This is a genomic window from Lysobacter sp. P5_B9, from assembly GCF_054049835.1.
This window is the reverse complement of sequence record NZ_JBFULP010000003.1, coordinates 216815-236622: the sequence shown is the minus strand read 5'-3', so window position 1 is coordinate 236622 and position 19808 is coordinate 216815. Positions and strand designations below refer to the sequence as shown.

Annotated in this window: 17 protein-coding genes; 14 read left to right on the top strand and 3 right to left on the bottom strand. The window is 67.0% G+C overall.

From position 1 onward, the window contains the following. Window positions 1–151: 151 nt before the first annotated feature. On the top strand, window positions 152–1159 hold the full coding sequence (locus tag ACXJJ9_RS08770) for an AraC family transcriptional regulator (RefSeq protein WP_457096808.1): 1008 nt from the start codon (window positions 152–154) through the stop codon (window positions 1157–1159). Window positions 1160–1307: 148 nt separating this feature from the next. On the opposite strand, the gene ACXJJ9_RS08765 is transcribed toward ACXJJ9_RS08770, so the two are convergent. Then, window positions 1308–3671: a Tex family protein gene (locus ACXJJ9_RS08765; RefSeq protein ID WP_457096807.1), complete on the bottom strand. Its 2364-nt coding sequence runs from the start codon at window positions 3669–3671 to the stop codon at window positions 1308–1310. A gap of 218 nt (window positions 3672–3889) precedes the next feature. Here ACXJJ9_RS08765 and queD point away from each other — a divergent pair, with 218 nt between their 5' ends. From queD to ACXJJ9_RS08740, 5 genes are all read left to right on the top strand, one after another. Further along, entirely contained in the window at window positions 3890–4246 is a 357-nt protein-coding gene (queD, locus tag ACXJJ9_RS08760; RefSeq protein WP_310055563.1) for a 6-carboxytetrahydropterin synthase QueD, read from the top strand. Between the two features lie 167 nt (window positions 4247–4413). Continuing rightward, window positions 4414–4815: a phasin family protein gene (locus ACXJJ9_RS08755; RefSeq protein ID WP_457096806.1), complete on the top strand. Its 402-nt coding sequence runs from the start codon at window positions 4414–4416 to the stop codon at window positions 4813–4815. A 160-nt stretch (window positions 4816–4975) separates the two neighbouring features. Continuing rightward, window positions 4976–5740 carry a TetR/AcrR family transcriptional regulator gene (locus ACXJJ9_RS08750; protein ID WP_457096805.1) on the top strand — a complete coding sequence of 255 codons (765 nt, stop codon included), beginning with the start codon at window positions 4976–4978 and terminating at the stop codon, window positions 5738–5740. Further along, complete coding sequence (locus ACXJJ9_RS08745) at window positions 5740–6954, top strand: efflux RND transporter periplasmic adaptor subunit (RefSeq protein ID WP_457096804.1); 1215 nt, start codon at window positions 5740–5742, stop codon at window positions 6952–6954. Before ACXJJ9_RS08750 ends, ACXJJ9_RS08745 begins: the two co-directional genes overlap by 1 nt. Window positions 6955–7030: 76 nt before the next feature. Then, complete coding sequence (locus tag ACXJJ9_RS08740) at window positions 7031–10198, top strand: efflux RND transporter permease subunit (RefSeq protein ID WP_457096803.1); 3168 nt, start codon at window positions 7031–7033, stop codon at window positions 10196–10198. 110 nt (window positions 10199–10308) lie between these two features. On the opposite strand, the gene bioD is transcribed toward ACXJJ9_RS08740, so the two are convergent. Then, window positions 10309–10983 (bottom strand): dethiobiotin synthase, encoded by a 675-nt coding sequence (gene bioD, locus ACXJJ9_RS08735; RefSeq protein WP_457096802.1) that lies wholly within the window; start codon window positions 10981–10983, stop codon window positions 10309–10311. 159 nt (window positions 10984–11142) lie between these two features. Here bioD and ACXJJ9_RS08730 point away from each other — a divergent pair, with 159 nt between their 5' ends. From ACXJJ9_RS08730 to ACXJJ9_RS08720, 3 genes are all read left to right on the top strand, one after another. Beyond that, the gene (locus tag ACXJJ9_RS08730; RefSeq protein ID WP_457096801.1) at window positions 11143–11628 is read left to right on the top strand and encodes a GAF domain-containing protein; all 486 of its coding nucleotides are present in this window, start codon (window positions 11143–11145) and stop codon (window positions 11626–11628) included. After that, on the top strand, window positions 11625–12047 hold the full coding sequence (locus ACXJJ9_RS08725) for a TfoX/Sxy family protein (RefSeq protein WP_457096800.1): 423 nt from the start codon (window positions 11625–11627) through the stop codon (window positions 12045–12047). Before ACXJJ9_RS08730 ends, ACXJJ9_RS08725 begins: the two co-directional genes overlap by 4 nt. Window positions 12048–12304: 257 nt before the next feature. Next, window positions 12305–12787, top strand: coding sequence for a hypothetical protein (locus ACXJJ9_RS08720; protein ID WP_457096799.1), 483 nt, complete (start codon window positions 12305–12307; stop codon window positions 12785–12787). A 52-nt stretch (window positions 12788–12839) separates the two neighbouring features. Here ACXJJ9_RS08720 and glmS read toward each other — a convergent pair whose 3' ends face one another. Further along, window positions 12840–14681: a glutamine--fructose-6-phosphate transaminase (isomerizing) gene (glmS, locus tag ACXJJ9_RS08715; protein WP_457096798.1), complete on the bottom strand. Its 1842-nt coding sequence runs from the start codon at window positions 14679–14681 to the stop codon at window positions 12840–12842. A gap of 246 nt (window positions 14682–14927) precedes the next feature. Between glmS and ACXJJ9_RS08710 the strand changes: the two genes are divergently transcribed. The 5 genes from ACXJJ9_RS08710 to ACXJJ9_RS08690 are packed head-to-tail and all read left to right on the top strand — an operon-like array spanning window position 14928 to window position 19801. After that, window positions 14928–16223 carry an efflux RND transporter periplasmic adaptor subunit gene (locus ACXJJ9_RS08710; protein WP_310055539.1) on the top strand — a complete coding sequence of 432 codons (1296 nt, stop codon included), beginning with the start codon at window positions 14928–14930 and terminating at the stop codon, window positions 16221–16223. Window positions 16224–16225: 2 nt separating this feature from the next. Beyond that, entirely contained in the window at window positions 16226–16453 is a 228-nt protein-coding gene (locus ACXJJ9_RS08705; RefSeq protein ID WP_457096797.1) for a hypothetical protein, read from the top strand. Between the two features lie 43 nt (window positions 16454–16496). Further along, window positions 16497–17219 (top strand): ABC transporter ATP-binding protein, encoded by a 723-nt coding sequence (locus tag ACXJJ9_RS08700; RefSeq protein WP_457096796.1) that lies wholly within the window; start codon window positions 16497–16499, stop codon window positions 17217–17219. A gap of 10 nt (window positions 17220–17229) precedes the next feature. Beyond that, window positions 17230–18552 carry an ABC transporter permease gene (locus ACXJJ9_RS08695; protein ID WP_457096795.1) on the top strand — a complete coding sequence of 441 codons (1323 nt, stop codon included), beginning with the start codon at window positions 17230–17232 and terminating at the stop codon, window positions 18550–18552. Between the two features lie 22 nt (window positions 18553–18574). Further along, window positions 18575–19801, top strand: a complete 1227-nt coding sequence (locus ACXJJ9_RS08690; protein ID WP_457096794.1) for an ABC transporter permease — start codon at window positions 18575–18577, stop codon at window positions 19799–19801. The last annotated feature ends 7 nt before the right edge of the window (window positions 19802–19808 follow it).

Genomic DNA, 19808 nt, shown 5'->3' with positions numbered 1-19808 from the left:
CAGTCTTTGAAACCTCTCAAACGGAACCGGAGTCGTGGCCTCCGCAGGGAGGCGAACGGCTTCGACTGTAGGCAGGAGGGGTGCGCAATTCTTGCCAAACGGCGACAATGACTTTTCATTTCATGACACCCCCCCGACGCCGGACCCGTTCATGAGCAGCCTCATTCGCGCGGCCACGTTGAAGAACTATTTCGAGGTGGCACAGGAGCTCGGCCTCAATCCCCAGCCGCTGCTGCACGCGGCCGGCCTGAGCCGGACCATGCTGGCCGACCCCGACCGGCGCATTCCGGCCGCCGCCGCCGTCAGGCTGCTGGAAGACTCCGCGCGCCTGGGCGATTGCGACACCTTCGGCCTGCGCATGGCCGAGTCGCGGCAGTTGTCGGACTTCGGCGTGGTCAGCCTGCTGCTGATCCACCAGCCGACCCTGCGCGACGCCCTGCTCGCGACCATGCAGTACCGCCATCTGCTCAACGAGTTGCTGGCGATCCACGTCGAGGAAAGCGGCCGCACCGTGGTGATCCGCGAGGAATTCGTGCCCGACGCGGGCACGTCCTCGCGCCAGGCCACGGAACTCGCGCTCGGCGCCCTGTACCGCCTGTGCGGCGCCCTGCTGGGTCCGCACTGGAAACCGCACAGCGTGAACTTCACCCATGGCGCGCCCGAGAACCTGCTGGTCCACCGCCGCGTGTTCCGCTGCGCCCTGGAATTCGACCGCGAGTTCAATGGCATCGTCTGCGATGCCACCGACCTCAATTTCCCCAACCCGTCGGCCGATCCCGCCATGGCCGTCTACGTCAAACGCCTGGTGGAATCACTGCCGGCACCCGACCGGAACTCCATCGCCACCGATGTGCGCAAGGATCTCTACATCCTGATGCCGATGGGACAGGCGACCATCGAGCAGGTGGCGCGCGGCCGCGGCATGAATGTGCGCACGCTGCAGCGTCGGCTCGAGGAAGCCAACGAAACCTTCTCCAACACCTTGAATTCGGTGCGCACCGAACTGGCGCTGCGCTACATGGAAAACCGGCGCTACTCGCTGCAGGTGGTCGGCCGGTTGCTGGGCTTTTCCGCGCCCAGTTCTTTCACGCGCTGGTTCAGCGCCGAATTCGGCACGGCGCCACGCGAATGGCGCAAGGCCTTCCGGCAGCGCGGCTGAGCCCGCAAACGGAATTGGCGGGAGCGCGACTGGAGGAAGCGTTCGAGGTTGCGCAGCGCGCGACGCCCACGACGATCGATGCGGACAAGCGCCACCCCGATCATGGGGACAGCGCCCGCCGGTTCCGCCGGCGGGCGTCTCTTGTTGCTCAGCTGCCGTTCTTGGCGCGCGCGAATGCCGCCGCCAGCGCGTTGTTGGCCGGTGCCGGTGCCGACGCCTGCGGGCGCGGCGCTGGACCGCGGTTGCCATCCCGTCCGCCGCCACGCGCGGCATTGCCGCGTGCATCGCGGTCGTTGCCGCGCGGTTCGCGCGGCGCCGGCGCCGCATCGTCGAGCCTGCGCGTCAACGCGATGCGCTTGCGCGCGATGTCGACTTCGAGCACGCGCACCTTGACGATGTCGCCCGCCTTCACCACGTCGCGCGGATCCTTCACGTAGGTGTCGGACAGCGCGGAGATGTGGATCAGTCCGTCCTGGTGCACGCCGATGTCGACGAAGGCGCCGAACGCGGCGACGTTGCTGATCACGCCTTCCAGGATCATGCCGACCTTGAGGTCCCTGATCTCCTCGACGCCGTCGGCGAAGCGCGCGGCCTTGAACTCGGGGCGCGGATCGCGGCCCGGCTTCTCCAGTTCCTTGAGGATGTCGCGCACTGTCGGCACGCCGAACTTGTCGTCGGTGAACTGCTCGGCCTTGAGGCCGCGCAGCAGCGCGGCATCGCCGATCAGTTGCTTCACTTCACGACCGCACTGCTTGAGGATGCGTTCGACGACGGGGTACGCCTCGGGGTGCACGGAGGAGCTGTCGAGCGGCTGCTCGCCACCGGCGATGCGCAGGAAGCCGGCGCACTGCTCGAAGGTCTTGTCGCCCAGGCGCGGCACTTTCAACAACTCCTTGCGGCTTTTGAAGGCGCCGTTCTGGTCGCGGTAGACGACGATGTTCTCCGCCACCGTCGACGACAGGCCCGACACACGCGTGAGCAGGGCGGCCGATGCGGTGTTCACGTCGACACCGACGGCGTTCACGCAGTCCTCGACCCTGGCGTCGAGCGCGCGCGCCAGGCGGAACTGGTCGACGTCGTGCTGGTACTGGCCCACGCCAATGGCCTTGGGCTCGATCTTCACCAGTTCGGCGAGCGGATCCTGCAAGCGGCGTGCGATCGACACCGCGCCGCGGATCGACACGTCGAGGTTCGGGAATTCCCTGGCGGCGAATTCGGACGCCGAATACACCGACGCGCCGGCCTCGCTGACGACAATCTTCTGCATCTTCAGCTCCGGCGCGAGCTTGATCAGATCGCCGGCAAGCTTGTCGGTCTCGCGCGAGGCGGTGCCGTTGCCGATCGAGATCAGTTCGACACCGTGCTTCGTGCACAGCGCGCGCAGGGTGTGCAACGACTGGTCCCACTGCCGGCGCGGTTCGTGCGGGTAGATGGTGTCGGTGGCCACGAGCTTGCCGGTGTTGTCGACCACGGCGACTTTCACGCCCGTGCGCAGGCCGGGATCGAGGCCGAGCACGGCCTTGCGACCGGCAGGCGCGGCGAGCAGCAGGTCCTTGAGGTTGTTGCCGAACACATCGATGGCTTCGGCTTCGGCCTTCTCGCGCGCCTGTCCGAACAGGTCGAGCAGCAGGTGCAGGTGCAGCTTCGCCTTCCAGGTGAGGCGGCAGCTGTCCTGCAGCCACTTGTCGGCGGGACGGCCCTGCGCCTTCACGCCGGCGTGGTGGGCGACGCGGCCTTCGGCGAGCACGTGACCGGCGTCGGCATCGGCGCCGGGATCCAGGTCGAGGAAGAGGATTTCCTCGCGGCGCGCGCGGAACAGCGCAAGCAGGCGGTGCGAGGGAATCTTCGCCAGCGATTCGCTGTGGTCGAAGTAGTCGCGGTACTTGGCGCCTTCGTTCTCCTTGCCTTCGGCGACGCGCGCACGGATCACGCCGACTTCGTGCAGCCAGTTGCGCAACTCGCCCACGAGCGCGGCGTCCTCGCCCCAGCGCTCCATCAGGATCGCGCGGGCACCGTCGAGCGCGGCCTTGGTGTCGGCCACGCCCTTGTCGGCATCGATGAACGTCGCCGCGAATTCCTCCGGCATGCGCGTCGGATCGCCGAGCAGTCCGTCCGCCAGCGGCTCGAGGCCGGCTTCGCGCGCGATCTGTGCCTTGGTGCGGCGCTTGGGCTTGTATGGCAGGTACAGGTCTTCCAGGCGCGACTTGCTGTCGGCACCCAGGATCTCCGCGCGCAGTTCGTCGCTGAGCTTGCCCTGCTCGTCGATGCTCGCCAGCACCGCGGCGCGGCGGTCTTCCAGCTCGCGCAGATAGGTCAGGCGCGTCTCGAGGTTGCGCAGCTGGGTGTCGTCGAGGCCGCCGGTGACTTCCTTGCGGTAACGCGCGATGAAGGGAACCGTGGCGCCTTCATCCAGCAGGGCGATGGCGGCCTGGGCCTGGGCGGACTGCGCGCCGATCTCGGCGGCGATGGTGGAAGCGATCTGGCGGGCGAGCTGCGGGGAAATCTCGGGCATGCGTTGTTCGGCATCGTTGCTGCGGGAATGCAGGGCCGATTGTGGCAACGCATACGCTGCGGCGTAAGCATTGACAAAGCGCGCTCGTGCGGAGCGTGACGCGGATGGCTTTGGCGTCATCGCTAGATGAACAGCCCGTGGTTCGCCATCGCCGGCCGCGGGCGCGGCGCCGATGGTGTCGTTGGCTCGAGTCATTCGCGGGCCAGTAGAATGGCGGCATGGATATCTTCAAGGTCTTCACGCTCGAAGCCGCGCACCGGCTGCCCAACGTGCCCGAAGGCCACAAGTGCGCGCGCCTGCACGGGCATTCGTTCCGGGTGGAGATCCGCCTGCGCGGCGAGATCGGCGCGGAGACCGGCTGGGTGATGGACTTCGCCGACGTGAAAACGGCCTTCCAGCCGCTGTACGACCAGCTGGACCACCACTACCTCAACGACATCCCCGGCCTGGACAACCCGACCAGCGAGCGCCTGGCGGTCTGGATCTGGGAGCGCCTGAAGCCCACGCTGCCCCTCCTGGACGAAGTGGTGGTGCACGAGACCTGCACGTCCGGCTGCCGCTACCGCGGGCCGTAAGCCAGCGCGCCGCGGCCGTCATGGCCGCACAACCCCTTGTTTCCTAAAAGGATCCTGAATCCGGGCCCGCTGTCATACGCTTGTTGTTGCATTGCAACAATTGCCCCGGTATGCTGCACCGCACCAATCCGGCATCCGCTGGATCCGCAGTCCCCACAGGAGCCGCCATGTACCAGTTCAACGAACAGTTTGCCGCCGCCTCGCGCCAGTTCGCGGACACGGCCGCCCAGATCAACCGCATCGCCCTCGAGAATGCCCAGGCCCTGTTCGGCCTGCAGGTCAGCGCGATTGAAGAGCGCGCCAACGCCACCTTCGCCTTCTTCGGTGAAGCCTCCCAGGCCCGCGATTTCGACGCCCTCAAGACCCTGCTGCCGAAGGGCGTGCAGATCGCCCGCGAGAACGTCGAGCGCACTGTCGCCGTCGGCCAGGAAGTCTACGGCCGCACCCTGAAGGCCAACGAGGCCATCGGCCAGATCACCAAGTCGCAGCTGGAAACCGTCGTCGCCAAGACCCAGGCCACGGTCGAAGAAGCCGCCGACAAGGTCGCCAAGGCCGCCAAGGCCAAGTAAGCCGCAACCGTCTCTCTCTCCACTCCCCCAGTGGAACAACGAACCCGGTGGCCCCCGCTACCGGGTTTTTTGTTGCCTGTCGCCAAAATTAGCCATTTGCTCAAAATTTGAATCGCGTTCAAAATCACTAACCCCGCCTGCCCCCATCCCTCCCCCGCCCATGGGCACCAAGGAACGCCGCCAGCGCGAACTCTCCGCGCGCGAACAACGCTTCCTCGACTGCGCGCAGGGCCTGATCCAGCGCGACGGGCTGCTGAGCCTGCAGATGTCGCGGATCGCCGAGGAGTGCGACTACGCGGTAGGCACTCTGTACCAGCACTTCGCCAGCAAGGAGGACCTGCTGGTCACGCTGGCCACGCGTGACTGCATGAGCCGCGTGGAGTTGTTCGAACGCGCGGCGAGGTGGACCGGCCCCACCCGCGAACGCATGCTCGCCATCGCCATCGCCGACCTGATGATGATCCGCGCGCAACCGGAATTCTTCCGTCTCGCGCAATACGTCTTCACTGACGTGATCTGGCATGCCGCATCGGCGAAGACACGGCAGCGTTCGCTCGAAACCAGTGCGCCGATCGGGGTGTTGATCGAAGGCATCGCCACCGACGCCGTTCGCCTGGGCGACCTGCCCGCGAATACCGGCCTCACCCCGGAGACCCTGACCATCGGCCCATGGACCCTGTGCATGGGCATGCATACTTTGGTCCATGCCGAAGGCGTGCTCGAGCGCCACGATGCTGGCGAGCCCTACCGCCTGCTGATCAAACACCTGCAGCACCTGCTCAATGGCTACGGCTGGCGGCCGCTGTTCGACGTGTCGGACGAAGCGGCGATCGACGCGCAACTGGCGCGCATCAGCCGCGAGGTCTTCGATTCACCTTCTCCGCCACTCGGCGGCGCAACGCACTCCTACAAGGAAGCAACGTAATGGCCAGGCACGACTCTCCGCGCACGTCTGCAACGCGCGAACCCTCGAGCAAGAAGCGCATGTTCTGGATGCTGCTGATCACCGGGCTGGTGTTCGGCCTGGTGTTCGGCGTCAAGGCTTTTTTCGCCGCGCAGACCAACAAGTACTTCGACAACATGCCGCAACCGCCGGCGACGATCAGCGCGGGCATCGCGCAGCAGCAGGTCTGGCACGACACGGTGCAGGGCGTCGGCACCATGGTCGCGGTCAACGGTACCCAGGTGACCACCGAATCGCCCGGCGTGATCAGCGAGATCCATTTCAACCCCGGCGACCAGGTCAAGGCCGGCGCGGTGCTGCTGCAACTCAATGCCTCGACCGAAGTGGCGACACTGAAGTCGCTGGAGGCCACCGCACACCTGACCGCGACCCAGAGCGACCGCTACTACGAGCTCGCCCAGACCAAGCTGGTCTCGCGCGATGAAGCCGACAAGCGCGCCGCGGACGCCGCCACTGCGCGGGCGCAGGTCGACGCGCAGCGCGCGCTGGTCGCGCGCAAGACCATCCGCGCGCCCTTCTCGGGCGTGCTCGGCATCCGCAAGGTCAATCTCGGCCAGTACGTGGAACCGGGCGCCGAACTGGTCAGCCTGCAGCAGCTGGATCCGATCTACCTCAACTTCACCCTGCCCGAACAACGCCTGCCGGCCATCCGGCAGGGTTCGGTGGTGAGCGTGCAGGTCGACGCCATGCCGGGGCGGAATTTCGAAGGCACGATCACCTCGGTCGAGCCGCAGGTCGATCCGCAGACGCGCAACTTCCAGGTGCAGGCGACGCTGCGCAATCAGGACAACTCGCTGCGCCCCGGTACGTTCGCCCGCGTCACCTTCGACCAGGGCAGCGAACAGCGCGTGGTGGTGATCCCGCAGACCGCGATCAGCTTCAATCCCTACGGCAATTCGGTGTACGTGATCACGCAGGCACCGGCGCCGGCCAAGGCCGATCCCGCGCAAGCCAAACCCGAGGGCAAGCCGCCGGGACCGACGCTGATGGTCAAGCAGCGCTTCGTGAAGACGGGGGCCACGCACGGCGACCTCATTGCCATCACGGAAGGCCTCAAGCCCGGCGAACGCGTCGCCACCAGCGGCCTGCTCAAGCTGCGCAACGACGCCACGGTGATCATCAACAACTCCGTGCTGCCCACGTCGGAAAAGGCGCCGACGCCGGTCAACCGCTGAGCACCCTTATCGCCGTCGCGCCGCGCAGTGCGCGGAGTGACGGCAACACGTAGCGCCACCCCACCAAGGCCGCACGATGAAATTCACCGACATCTTCATCAAGAAACCCGTGCTGGCGCTCGTCGTCAGCCTGTTCATCCTGCTGCTGGGACTGCGGGCGAGCACGTCACTGAACGTGCGCCAGTACCCCGAGCTGCAGAATGCCGTCATCAACGTCAGCACCACGTACTTCGGTGCCGACGCCGACCTGATCCAGGGCTTCATCACCACGCCGCTCGAGCGCGAAATCGCCAGCGCCGAAGGCATCGACTACCTGGTGTCCAACAGCACCGCCGGCTCGTCCTCCATCCAGGCCTACATCCGCCTGGACCGCAACGCGAACGAGGCCCTCACCGAGATCGCCGCTAAGGTCAACAAGCTGCGCGGACAACTGCCGCCGGAGTCGGAAGACCCGGTGATCGAACTGCAGCAGGGCGAACAGATCGCGGCGATGTACCTGTCGTTCGACAGCACCCTGCTCGACAACAACCAGATCACCGACTACCTGGCGCGCGCGGTCGAACCCAAGCTCGCGACCATCCCCGGCGTTCAGCGTGCCGAGGTCATCGGCAGCGGCACCTTCGCCATGCGCGTATGGATGAAGCCGGACCGCATGACCGCGCTCAAGGTCACCGCGAGCGACGTCTTCAACGCCCTGCAGTCCAACAATGTGCTGTCCGCACTGGGCCAGACCAAGGGCCAGATGGTCTCCATCGACCTCACCGCACGCACCGACCTGCGCACGCCCGAGGAGTTCAAGCAGTTGGTGATCCGCTCGCAGGACGGCGCGATCGTGCGCCTGGGCGACGTCGCCGACGTGGTACTGGGTTCGGAAAGCTACGGCTCGTCGGTGTCGATGAACGGCCGCTCGGCGACGTTCATGGGCATCTTCGTCGCGCCCGACGCCAACTCGCTCGACGTGATCAAGCAGGTGCGCGAGACCCTCGACCGGGACATCAAACCGCAGCTGCCTGAGGGCCTGAGCGCCAGCGTCCCCTACGACAGCACGAAGTACATCGACGACGCCATCAACGAGGTGATCCACACCATCGTCGAGGCGGTGCTGATCGTGATCGTGGTGATCTACCTGTTCCTGGGCAGCTTCCGCAGCGTGTTGATCCCCGCGGTGACCGTGCCGCTGTCGCTGATCGGCTCGTTGTTCCTGATGTTGCTGATGGGCTTCACCATCAACCTGCTGACCCTGCTGGCGATGGTGCTCGCGATTGGCATCGTGGTCGATGACGCGATCATCGTGCTGGAGAACGTGCACCGGCACATCGAGGAAGGCATGAAACCCTTCGATGCGGCGATACGCGGCGCGCGCGAACTGGCATGGCCGGTAGTGGCGATGACCACCACGCTCGTCGCGGTGTACATCCCGATCGGCTTCCAGGGCGGCCTGACCGGCGTGCTGTTCACCGAGTTCGCCTTCACCCTGGCCGGCGCGGTGCTGCTGTCGGGCGTGATCGCGCTGACCCTGACGCCGATGATGTGCGCAAAGATCCTCAAGGCACACGAGCATGGCACCGGCAAGGGCAAGCTGGAGATGTGGCTCGACAACCAGTTCGAGAAGCTGCGCGGCAGCTACGAGCACCGCCTGCACAGCGCGCTCTCCACGAAGGCGGTCATCGCGGTCTTCGGCGTGCTCGTCTTCATCTCCTGCGTCTTCCTGTACCGGGGCTCGCCGCAGGAACCGGCACCGGCGGAAGACCAGGGCTTCATCTTCTCGTACTCGTCGGCCGACCCGGCGTCCACGCTCGACTACGTGGAGCGTTACAGCGCCGAGCTCACCAAGATCGGCAAGAACACGCCGGAGAACGAGAACTTCTTCCTCATCAATGGTGGCGCCGGTACCAACACCGCCATCGCCGGCTTCGTGCTGAAGCCGTGGGGCGAGCGCAACCGCTCCACGCAGCAGGTGCTGGACCAGACGATCCAGCCGGAGCTGTCGAAGATCACCGGCCTCAACGTGTTCGCACAGGTGCCGCCCGCGCTGCCCAGCGCCGGTGGCGGCGGTGGCGGCGGCGAATTCGTCATCGGCGGTACCGGTTCGCTCACGCAGTTGCAGGAACTGGCCGACGCGGTGCTGACGAAGGCGCGCGAAAGCAAGCGCTTCATCTTCCTCGACAAAGACCTGAAGATCGACAAGCCGCGCGTGGAGGTTCAGATCGACCGCGACAAGGCGGCGTTGCTGGGCATCGACATGCGCACGCTGTCGGCGGACATGGCGGCGATGCTGTCGGGCGGCTATTCCAACCGCTTCTCGCTGCAGAACCGCTCCTACCGCGTGATCCCGCAAGTACAGCGCAGCGACCGCCTCAACGCCACCGACCTCAACAACTACTACACCCGCACCAAGGACGGCGACCTGATCCCGCTGTCGACGCTCGTCACGTTGAAGGAATCGGCGCAACCCGAACAGCTCAAGCGCTTCCAGCAGCTCAACGCGGTGGCCATCACGTTCGCGCCACGCCCGGGCGTGAGCAAGGGTGAGGCATTGTCGATCCTGGAGAACGCGGCGAAGCAGGTGCTGCCACAGGGCTACAGCGTCGACTACGCCGGCGAGTCGCGCCAGTTCAAGCAGGAGGGGCAGGCGATGCTGCTGACGCTGGCCCTGGCGATCATCGTGATCTTCCTGGTGCTGTCGGCGCAGTTCGAGAGCTTCCGCGACGCGATCATCATGTTGCTGACCGTGCCAATGGCGATCTGCGGCGCGCTGCTGGTGCTCAACATACTGGCGATCCTCAACGGCATCCTCGGCGCCATGGGGATGGCGGGCTTCCCCGGCATGAGCATCAACATCTACACCCAGGTCGGGCTGGTGACACTGGTCGGCGTGATCTCCAAGCACGGCATCCTGATCGTGGAGTTCGCCAACAAGCTGCAGGTCGAACAGGGCCTGAGCAAGCGCGACGCCATCGAGAAGGCCGCCGGCATCCGCCTGCGCCCGGTGCTGATGACCACCGCGGCCCTGGTCTTCGCGATGATGCCGCTCCTGATCGCCAGCGGCGCAGGCGCCGCCGCGCGCTTCTCGATGGGCCTGGTGATCGCGGCGGGCATGCTGATCGGCACGATGTTCACCCTGTTCGTGCTGCCGGCGTTCTACCTGTACCTGGCCCAGGACCACAGCGCGCGCCGCGCAAGGCAGGCGGAAGCGGGTACGGGTACGGAACCGTCATTGCCGCCGACACCCGACGCCGGCTGAGGCGAGACCTGACCACCAGAACGGGCGCAGCGATGCGCCCGTTTCTGCTTCTGCGCGAGCCTGCCCTGCGCGAGCCTGCCCTGCGCCAACGTGCTCTGCGCGAGCCTGCGTCAGCGCGGCAGGGTCAGGTAGCGCGACATCGCCCGCGCATCCGGCGCGGGCGCATGCGGCAGCCGCCCCCAGCAAGCCACCGGCAGCACGCGCTGCAGGATGACGAAGTTGTCATCGGCGCGCGCCATCCCCGGATCGATGCCGTTGGCGATCCAGCCGACGAGCTTCGCGCCATCCGCCGCGATCGCGCGCGCCGTCAGCCGTGCGTGGCTGATGCAGCCCAGGCGCAGGCCGACGACCATCACCACGGGCAGCTGCAGGGCACGCACCACCTCGACCTGGTCGATCGTTGCCGTGAGCGGCGCGGCCCAGCCGCCCACGCCTTCGACCACCACCGCATCCGCCTGCGCCGCGAGCCGCGCGTGCGCGGCAACAATCGTGGCCAGCTCGATCGTCACGCCGGCCTCGGCCGCCGCCAGCTCCGGCGCCAGCGGCTGTGGCAGCGCATAGGGGTTCACGTCGGCGTAGGCCGGGACCGGATCGCTGGCCTGCTGCAACGCGAGGGCATCCTCGTTGCGCCAGCCCTCGCCCGTGTCTTCGCAGCCGCTCGCCACTGGCTTCATGCCCACGGCGCGCTGGCCACGCGCACGCAGCGCATGCAGCAGCGCTGCGCTGGCAATCGACTTGCCGATGCCGGTATCGGTGCCGGTGACGTAGCAGGAATACGGGGTCATGGCCGGCATCCTAGTGCAGGGACAGGCGAAGCGTGAGGCGCTGTCCTGTTGCGAGTCTGCGGCAGCGCATGAAGCACGGTTTTGCCGTTATCAGCCGCCGGCGCGGCGTCATTGATACCGCCGGGGCACTCGACTGCGGGCCACTGTTACACTGCGGCCATGACCTTCACCGCCACCCAGCTCGCCGGCAGCAAGCAGCAGCAGTACGCGCAGCTGCTGGAGCAGGCGCGCGGGTTGATGCATGGCGAGCGCGACCGCGTCGCCAACGCCGCCAACGTCTCGGCACTCGTTTATAACGCGCTGCCGGCGCTGAACTGGGTCGGCTTCTACTTCTTTGACGGCAAGGAACTGGTGGTCGGCCCGTTCCAGGGCCTGCCGGCCTGCATCCGCATCCCGCTCGACAAGGGTGTGTGCGGCGCGGCCGCGACCACGCGGCAGACGCAGCGCGTAGCCGACGTGCATGCCTTCCCCGGCCATATCGCCTGCGATGCCGCGTCGCGTTCGGAAGTCGTGGTGCCGTTGCTGCATGGCAATGAGCTGGTGGGCGTATTCGATCTGGACAGCCCGGAACCCGACCGCTTCGACGCCGACGACCAGCTCGGCCTTGAAGCCATCGCGCAGGCCTTAGTGGAGTCGCTCGCATGACCGCAGTGAAGATGCGCAACATCGGACCCAAGAGTGCCGCCTGGCTGCGCCAGGTCGGCCTGCGCTCGCTCGAAGACCTCACGGCCGTGGGCACGGTCGAAGCCTTCATGCGCGTCAAGCGCGCCGGCTTCAAACCGGGTCTCAACCTGCTTTACGCGATCGAAGGCGCCCTGCTCGACTGCCACTGGCAGGAAGTGCCCGAGGAGCGGCGCCAGCAACTCATCCTCGCCGCCGATGCCGCCACCGCGCTGCTGCCGCCGCCACGCAACCGCCCCGCCGCCGGGCCGGTAACCACGACCATGAGCTCGCGTGGTCCCGACGAGGCCATGGGCACGGACGACCACGACCTTGATTTGGCTGGCGATGCCGCCGCGGGTGACTCGTCCTATGACCACAGTGCGGCAGGCAGCGAAGACTGAGCCGCACCAGGACGCCGGCAGGCTGGCGTAACGTCCCTGCAGAATCGGTCGCACGGCAATGCCCCGCTCGCCCCGCTGCGCCTGCGCCCCCCGGCAGCCGGGCGAACAGCAGCTTGCTGGAGGCCCGATGGGCCCAACGGCCAATTGGAACCGGCTGACCCGGGCACTACCGTGCTCCTTGGCTAGGCCCGCTCCGGGCCAGGTCGAAAGTTGCCAGCACCCCAGCCCACTCTCGAGCCACCCTCGAGGAGAACCCCATGGACCTAGCCCCAACTGACGTGCAGGACGAGCCGGTTGCGACGCAGGCCTATTCCAACCGGCAACGGCTGTTCATGCGGTACTTCACCGCGGTGCTCGTCGACCTCGTCATCCTCAATCTGTTCGAGGAGTACTGGGACTGGGTCACGATCGAGTCATTCATGATCTCGCTGCTCGCCGCGATCCTGCTGCAGATCCTGCTGCGGGCGACGATCGCCGTCGAGCATCGGGTGGCCGCCTACTTCAATGCGCGCAAGGGCAAGTGGGCGCGGTTCATGCGCTTCTTCTGCGCGTGGCTGGTGATCTTCGGTTCCAAGTTCGTGATCCTCGAGGCACTCGACATGGCCTTCGGGGACGAGGTGAGTTTCGGCGGCCCGTTCCATGGCCTCATCGCGATCATCGTCGTCGTCGTGGCGATGCTCGGCATCGAGGAGCTCATCGTGCGCTTCTATCGCCGGCTCGGCGACAGTCCAGGCGACTGATGCGCAAACCCGGATGCAAGAAAAAGCCCGGAATTTCCGGGCTTTTTCTTTCTCACTCCACGGTTACCGATTTCGCCAGGTTGCGCGGCTTGTCGACGTCGGTGCCGCGAGCGAGCGCGGCGTGGTAGGCCAGCAGCTGTACCGGGATCGCGTGCACGATCGGTGAGAGCACGCCGACATGGCGCGGCGTGCGGATCACGTGCACGCCTTCGGATTCGCCGAACTGGCTGTCGGCGTCGGTGAACACGAACATCTCGCCGCCGCGCGCGCGCACTTCCTGGATGTTGGACTTCACCTTTTCCAGCAGGGCGTCGTTCGGCGCGATCACTACCACCGGCATCTCGCTGTCGACCAGCGCGAGCGGGCCGTGCTTGAGCTCGCCGGCCGGATAGGCCTCGGCATGGATGTAGGAGATCTCCTTGAGCTTCAACGCGCCTTCCAGCGCGATCGGGTAGTGCATGCCGCGACCGAGGAACAGCGCGTGCTGCTTGGGCGCGAAGCGGTCCGACCAGCCCGTGATCTGCGGTTCGAGGTTGAGCGCATGCTGCACGCTGCCCGGAAGCTGGCGCAGGGAGTCGAGATGGTCGGCTTCCTGCGCTGCATCGAGCATGCCGCGCAGCTTGGCGATGGTGCAGGTCAGCGTGAACAGTGCGACCAGCTGGGTGGTGAAGGCCTTGGTCGAAGCCACGCCGATCTCGGCACCGGCGCGGGTGTAGTACACGAGCCGGCTGGCGCGCGGGATCGCGCTCTCGGGCACGTTGCAGATCGACAGCGTCCGGTCGTGGCCGAGCGACTTGGCGTACTTGAGCGCCTCCATCGTGTCGAGCGTTTCGCCCGACTGCGAGATGGTGACCACCAGCTGCTTCGGATTGGCGACGACGCGGCGATAGCGGTACTCGCTGGCGATGTCGACCGCGCACGGCAGGCCGGTGATGGCCTCGATCCAGTAGCGGGCGGTCAGGCCGGCGTAGTAGCTGGTCCCGCAGGCGAGGATCTGCACGCCTTCGATGTCGGCGAGCACGGATTGCGCGTTGTCGCCGAACAGTTCGGCCGAGAAGCCGCCGTTGTCCATCACCGCCTCGATGGTGTCGGCGATGGCGCGCGGCTGCTCGTGGATTTCCTTCTGCATGAAGTGGCGGTAGGGGCCGAGTTCCAGCGAGGCCAGCGACACGTCGGAGACGTGCACGTCGCGGTCGATGGCCACGCCCTCCGCGTCGAACACGCGGACCGTCTCGCGCGTGATCGCCGCGGTATCGCCTTCCTCGAGAAAGATCACCCGGCGCGTGGCCTGGATGATGGCGGACACGTCGCTGGCGACGAAGTTCTCGCCTTCACCCAGTCCCACCAGCAGCGGGCAGCCCATGCGCGCGGCAACCAGGCGGCCCGGCTCCTTGCGGCTCACCACCGCCAGCGCGTAGGCGCCATGCAGTTCGCGCACCGCATGCTGCAGCGCGCCCAGCAGGTCGAGGCCGCTCTTGAGGTGATGGTGGATGAGATGGGCGATGACTTCGGTATCGGTCTGCGATTCGAAGACGTAGCCCAACAGGCGCAGGCGTTCGCGCTGCTCCTCGTGGTTCTCGATGATGCCGTTGTGCACCAGGGCCACGCCGTGGCTGATGTGCGGGTGCGCATTGGCCTCGGTGACGCCGCCGTGGGTGGCCCAGCGGGTATGGCCGATGCCCAGATGGGCGCTGAAATCCTCGGCCTGCGCGGCGGATTCCATTTCGGCCACGCGGCCGGTACGACGGACCCGGCGCACCTCGCTGCCACCGCCGGGGTCCGTGACCACTGCGATGCCGGCCGAGTCGTAGCCGCGGTATTCGAGGCGCTTGAGGCCTTCGATCAGGACGGGAACCACATCGCGATCGGCGATCGCACCAACAATTCCGCACATGGAGGGGAGTCTCGCGTTGAATGACCCGCAGTTTAGCGAAAGCGCGTGAGGCCGCCGCGCGTGGATTTCACACACAGACCTCGCGCGCATGGCTTCGAACCGGCGCCGCGGCGGCGTGTCCGCGCGGACACGCCGCTGTCCGGACGGACACCCGGATCGGGGCGGACAGTCTTTTAAATCAGATACTTACGGTTGGCACGCGTTCTGCTTAATAGGGGTAGTGCCCTCATTTCCCAGAACCCTCCCATGAGCATCCGCGACACCTCCGGCCAGGACCGGCCCCTCCACGGCGATTCCGCCGCTTCCGCAAGGACGCTGTCGCTGCGCCGCCGCCAGTGGCTGTATGCGGGCGCGGGCGTGGCCGGCCTGGTGGTCGTGGTTGGCTGGCTGCTGTCGGGCTGGACCGCCGGGGCGCATTCCTTCGACGCCTCGCGCCTGCGCATCGCCGCCGTCACCCGCGGCGACCTGGTCCGCGACATCTCCGCCGAGGGCCGCGTGATCGCAGCCAACAGCCCGACCCTGTACGCCATCGCCGGCGGCACGGTCACGCTCAAGGTCGTGGCGGGCGACAAGGTGGCGCCGGAGCAGGCGCTGGCCGAAATCGACAGCCCCGAGCTGCGCAGCAAGCTCGCCCAGGAACAGGCCACCCTCGCCGGCCTCGAAGCCGAGGCCAGCCGCGCCGTGCTCGATGCGCAGATCACGCGTTCGAACGCACGCAAGCTGCTCGACCAGGCGCAGATCGACCGCCAGGCCGCGCAGCGCGACCTCGAGCGCAACCAGCGCGCCTTCGAAGGCGGCGCGGTCGCGCAGATCGACGTGGCGCGCTCGCAGGACACGCTGAAAAAGGCCGACCTCGGTCTCGCCAGCGCCCGCAACGACTATGGCCTGCTCGGCCAGGGCGCCGGCCTCGACATGCGCAACAAGCGTCTGCTCGCCGATCGCCAGCGCGCGGTCGTGACCGAACTGCAGCGCCAGGTCGACGCGCTCACGCTGCGCGCGCCCTTCGCCGGCCAGGTCGGCCAGGTGATGGTGGCGCAGCGCCAGAACGTCGCGATCAACGCGCCGCTCTTGAGCGTGGTCGACCTGGGCGTGTTCGAGGTCGAGATCAAGGTGCCCGAGAGCTTCGCCCGCGACCTCGCCATCGGCATGCCCGCGCAAGTCACCGGTCCCACCGGCACGCTCCCGGCGGAAATCTCCGCGGTGTCGCCGGAAGTGGTGAACGGCGAAGTCACCGGCCGCCTCCGCTTCAAGAGCCAGCAGCCGCCGGGCCTGCGCCAGAACCAGCGCATGAGCGTGCGCATCCTGCTCGACACGCGCCGCAACGTGCTGATGGTCGAACGCGGCCCCTTCCTCGAACAGGGTGGCGGCAACAGCGCCTACGTGATGGACGGCAGCAGCGCGGTGAAGCGCCCGCTCCACACCGGCGCCAGCAGCCTGAGTGCCGTCGAGATCCTTGGCGGCGCGAAGGAAGGGGACCGCATCGTGGTATCCGGCGCCGACGGCTTCGGCGAAACCGAACGTGTCCGCATCACTGGAGAATGATCATGAGTACCGACTCTGCCTATCCCCGTCATTCGTTCCCGCAGAACTGGTCCGCGCTGGACCTGGCCGATGCCGTGCCGCTGCGCCTGTCCGACCGGATCGCCCTGGGCCTCATCGAATTCAGCGTCGCGCCCGTCGCGGCCAACAACCCCTTCGTTGTCGCCGCCCCGCGCGGCTGGCGCCGCGGCTACGCGGGCAGCAACGAACTCCCCGACTTCCGCGTGCGTTGAACGCACTCTGTAACCCGATCAAATAACCAAAGGGAATCCCGCCATGCTGCACATGCAAGCCGTCACCAAGGTCTATCGCACCGAGCTCGTCGAAACCCACGCCCTGCGGTCGCTCGACCTGCATGTGCGCGATGGCGAGTTCGTCGCCGTCACCGGCCCGTCCGGTTCCGGCAAGACGACCTTCCTCAACATCGCCGGCCTGCTCGAGGAATTCACCGGCGGCACCTACACGCTCGACGGCCAGGACGTGCGCGGCCTGTCCGACGACGCGCGCTCGAAGCTGCGCAACCACAAGATCGGCTTCATCTTCCAGAGCTTCAACCTGATCCCCGACCTCAACCTGTTCGACAACGTCGACGTGCCGCTGCGCTATCGCGGCTTCAATGCCGCCGAGCGCAAGCAGCGCATCGAGCAGGCGCTGGCGCAGGTCGGCCTGGCTTCGCGCATGAAGCACTACCCCGCCGAACTGTCCGGCGGACAGCAGCAGCGCGCCGCGATTGCACGCGCACTGGCCGGCACGCCGCGCCTGCTGCTCGCCGACGAACCCACCGGCAACCTCGACTCGCAGATGGCACGCGGCGTGATGGAGCTGCTGGAGGAGATCAACGCCGCGGGCACCACCATCGTCATGGTGACCCATGACCCGGAACTGGCCGCCCGCGCGCAGCGCAACGTGCATATCGTCGACGGCATGGCGACCGACATCTCGGTCGAGTCCAGCCTGATGCGAGCGCGCGACCTGGCTGCCTCCATCGAATCCAACTGAGGCCGCGAACATGGCAACCAATGTTGGCTACTACTTCAACCTCGCCCTGCGCAGCTTCCGGCGCAACAAAGTGCTCACCGCGCTCATGGTGCTGGCGATCGCGCTCGGCATCGGTGCGGCGATGACCACGCTCACCGTCTACCACGTGCTTTCAGGCGATCCGCTGCCGGGCAAGAGCCAGAATCTGTACTACCCGCAGATCGACCCCCAGACGCGCGAGGAATACCGACCGGGCGGCGATCCGCCGGGCCAGCTCACGCGCCTGGATGCGGAGGCCCTGCTCAAGGCCAGGCGCGCCGACCGCCAGGCGCTGATGACCGGTGGTGGCGTCGCGGTGCAGCCGCAGCGCGCCGGCCTGCTGCCGTTCGCCGCGGACTCGCGTTACACCAGCGCCGACTTCTTCCCGATGTTCGACGTGCCGTTCCAGTACGGCAGCGGCTGGGACGCCGCCGCGGACGAGGCGCACGCGCGCGACGTGGTGATCTCCAGGTCGCTCAACGAAAAGGTGTTCGGCGGCGGTAACAGCGTCGGCAAGACCCTGCGCCTGGACGGCACCGACTTCCGCGTGGTCGGCGTGCTCGCCAAGTGGCGTCCGGTGCCGAAGTTCTACGACCTCAACACCAGCCGCCATGGCTATGGCGAGGCCGAGCAGGTGTTCCTGCCGTTCACGACCTCGCGCGACCTCGATCTCGGCCGCAGCGGCAACATGAACTGCTACGACAATCGCGCCAAGGGCGTGAGCTCGACCGATGTCGGCGCGCCCTGCGTGTGGGTGCAGTTCTGGGTGCAGCTGGATTCGCCACAGAAGGCGAAGGACTACCGGGCCTTCCTCGAGAACTACTCCGACCAGCAGCGTGCCGCCGGCCGTTTCCAGCGACCCAACAACGTGCAGCTGCGCGACCTCATGGGCTTCCTCCGCCACGAGAAGGTGGTGCCGGACGACGTCAACCTGCAGATGTGGCTCGCGTTCGGCTTCCTGCTGGTGTGCCTGGTCAACACCGTCGGCCTGCTGCTGGCGAAGTTCATGCGTCGCTCGTCCGAGATCGGCGTGCGCCGCGCCCTGGGTGCCTCGCGTGCTGCGATCTTCGCGCAGTGCCTGATCGAAGCGGTGTCCGTCGGCCTGGTCGGCGGCGTGCTGGGCCTCGGCCTCGCAGTGCTGGGCCTGTGGGCCGTGCGCCAGCAACCGGTCGAGCATGCCGCGCTCGCCCACCTCGACCCGGCGATGCTGCTGACGACGTTCGCGCTCGCGATCGTGGCCAGCCTGTTCGCCGGCGCCTTGCCTGCATGGCGCGCGTGCCAGGTCACGCCCGCCATCCAGCTCAAGACCCAATGACCCGGACTGACTGAGGCACGCCATGGAACTTCGTCCCATTCTTTCGACATTGCGCCGGCACAAGACGGCCGCCGCACTGATCGTCCTCGAGATCGCGCTGAGCTGCGCGATCATCTGCAACGCCGTGTTCCTGATCCGGGAGCGCATCAACCGCATCGACATGCCCAGTGGCGTGGCCGAACAGGAAGCGGTGGTGATCAACCTGACCGGCATCGGCACCGACCAGAACGCCGCGGCACTCACCCGCGAGGACCTGGCCGCGATGCGCGCGATTCCCGGCGTCACCGCGGCCGCGTCCACCAACGAGGTGCCGTTCGGCAACTCGTCGTGGAACAGCGGCATCACCCTGACCCCGGAGCAGACCGAATCCACGATCAACGCGACGACCTACTTCGACAGCGGCGAGCTCGGCAAGGCACTCGGCGCCAAGCTCATCGCCGGCCGCAACTTCAACCCCGACGAATACGTCGATTACGACCCGGACAAGGACTTCAGCGAGGCCATGCCCGGCGCCGTGATAATCACCAAGGCCGTGGCCGACAAGCTGTATCCGGGCAAGAACCCGGTCGGGCAGGTGTTCTACTTCGGCGACAACAAGCCGCTCACGGTGGTCGGCGTGTTCGAGACGCTGGTGCGCCCATACTTCGGCCCCAAGGAGATGGTGCCGGACTACACCGTGCTGCTGCCCGCGCGCATGCCGTACAACGTCGGTGGCTATTACGTGCTGCGCACGAACCAGCCCGGCGAGCGCGAGCGCGTGCTCAAGGACGCGGTGAAGGTGCTGGAGAAAAACAGCCCCAACCGCATCATCCTCGACCACAAGACGCAGGAGCAGATCCGCACCGAGTTCTTCCAGCAGGACCAGTCGATGGTGTGGTTGCTGATCGCGGTCTGCATCGCGCTGCTGGTGGTGACCGCGCTGGGGATCGTCGGCCTCGCCAGCTTCTGGGTGCAGCAGCGCACCAAGCAGATCGGCGTGCGCCGCGCGCTGGGTGCTACCCGTGGCCAGGTGCTGCGCTACTTCCAGACCGAGAACTTCCTGCTCGCCACCCTCGGCATCGTCATCGGCATGATCGGCGCCTACGGCATCAACCAGTTGCTGATGAGCTCGTACGAACTCCCGCGACTGCCGGCGCTGTACCTGCCGGTCGGAGCGCTGGTGCTGTGGGCGTTGGGCCAGCTGTCGGTGCTGGGCCCGGCGCGGCGCGCCGCCGCCGTGCCGCCCGCGGTGGCCACGCGCAGCGTGTAGTCGAACA

Bases quoted from the DNA above. Each gene is read 5' to 3' on its own strand.
- ACXJJ9_RS08770 (WP_457096808.1), top strand. From the start codon at position 152: ATGAGCAGCCTCATTCGCGCGGCCACGTTGAAGAACTATTTCGAGGTG.
- ACXJJ9_RS08765 (WP_457096807.1), bottom strand. From the start codon at position 3,671: ATGCCCGAGATTTCCCCGCAGCTCGCCCGCCAGATCGCTTCCACCATC.
- queD (WP_310055563.1), top strand. From the start codon at position 3,890: ATGGATATCTTCAAGGTCTTCACGCTCGAAGCCGCGCACCGGCTGCCC.
- ACXJJ9_RS08755 (WP_457096806.1), top strand. From the start codon at position 4,414: ATGTACCAGTTCAACGAACAGTTTGCCGCCGCCTCGCGCCAGTTCGCG.
- ACXJJ9_RS08750 (WP_457096805.1), top strand. From the start codon at position 4,976: ATGGGCACCAAGGAACGCCGCCAGCGCGAACTCTCCGCGCGCGAACAA.
- ACXJJ9_RS08745 (WP_457096804.1), top strand. From the start codon at position 5,740: ATGGCCAGGCACGACTCTCCGCGCACGTCTGCAACGCGCGAACCCTCG.
- ACXJJ9_RS08740 (WP_457096803.1), top strand. From the start codon at position 7,031: ATGAAATTCACCGACATCTTCATCAAGAAACCCGTGCTGGCGCTCGTC.
- bioD (WP_457096802.1), bottom strand. From the start codon at position 10,983: ATGACCCCGTATTCCTGCTACGTCACCGGCACCGATACCGGCATCGGC.
- ACXJJ9_RS08730 (WP_457096801.1), top strand. From the start codon at position 11,143: ATGACCTTCACCGCCACCCAGCTCGCCGGCAGCAAGCAGCAGCAGTAC.
- ACXJJ9_RS08725 (WP_457096800.1), top strand. From the start codon at position 11,625: ATGACCGCAGTGAAGATGCGCAACATCGGACCCAAGAGTGCCGCCTGG.
- ACXJJ9_RS08720 (WP_457096799.1), top strand. From the start codon at position 12,305: ATGGACCTAGCCCCAACTGACGTGCAGGACGAGCCGGTTGCGACGCAG.
- glmS (WP_457096798.1), bottom strand. From the start codon at position 14,681: ATGTGCGGAATTGTTGGTGCGATCGCCGATCGCGATGTGGTTCCCGTC.
- ACXJJ9_RS08710 (WP_310055539.1), top strand. From the start codon at position 14,928: ATGAGCATCCGCGACACCTCCGGCCAGGACCGGCCCCTCCACGGCGAT.
- ACXJJ9_RS08705 (WP_457096797.1), top strand. From the start codon at position 16,226: ATGAGTACCGACTCTGCCTATCCCCGTCATTCGTTCCCGCAGAACTGG.
- ACXJJ9_RS08700 (WP_457096796.1), top strand. From the start codon at position 16,497: ATGCTGCACATGCAAGCCGTCACCAAGGTCTATCGCACCGAGCTCGTC.
- ACXJJ9_RS08695 (WP_457096795.1), top strand. From the start codon at position 17,230: ATGGCAACCAATGTTGGCTACTACTTCAACCTCGCCCTGCGCAGCTTC.
- ACXJJ9_RS08690 (WP_457096794.1), top strand. From the start codon at position 18,575: ATGGAACTTCGTCCCATTCTTTCGACATTGCGCCGGCACAAGACGGCC.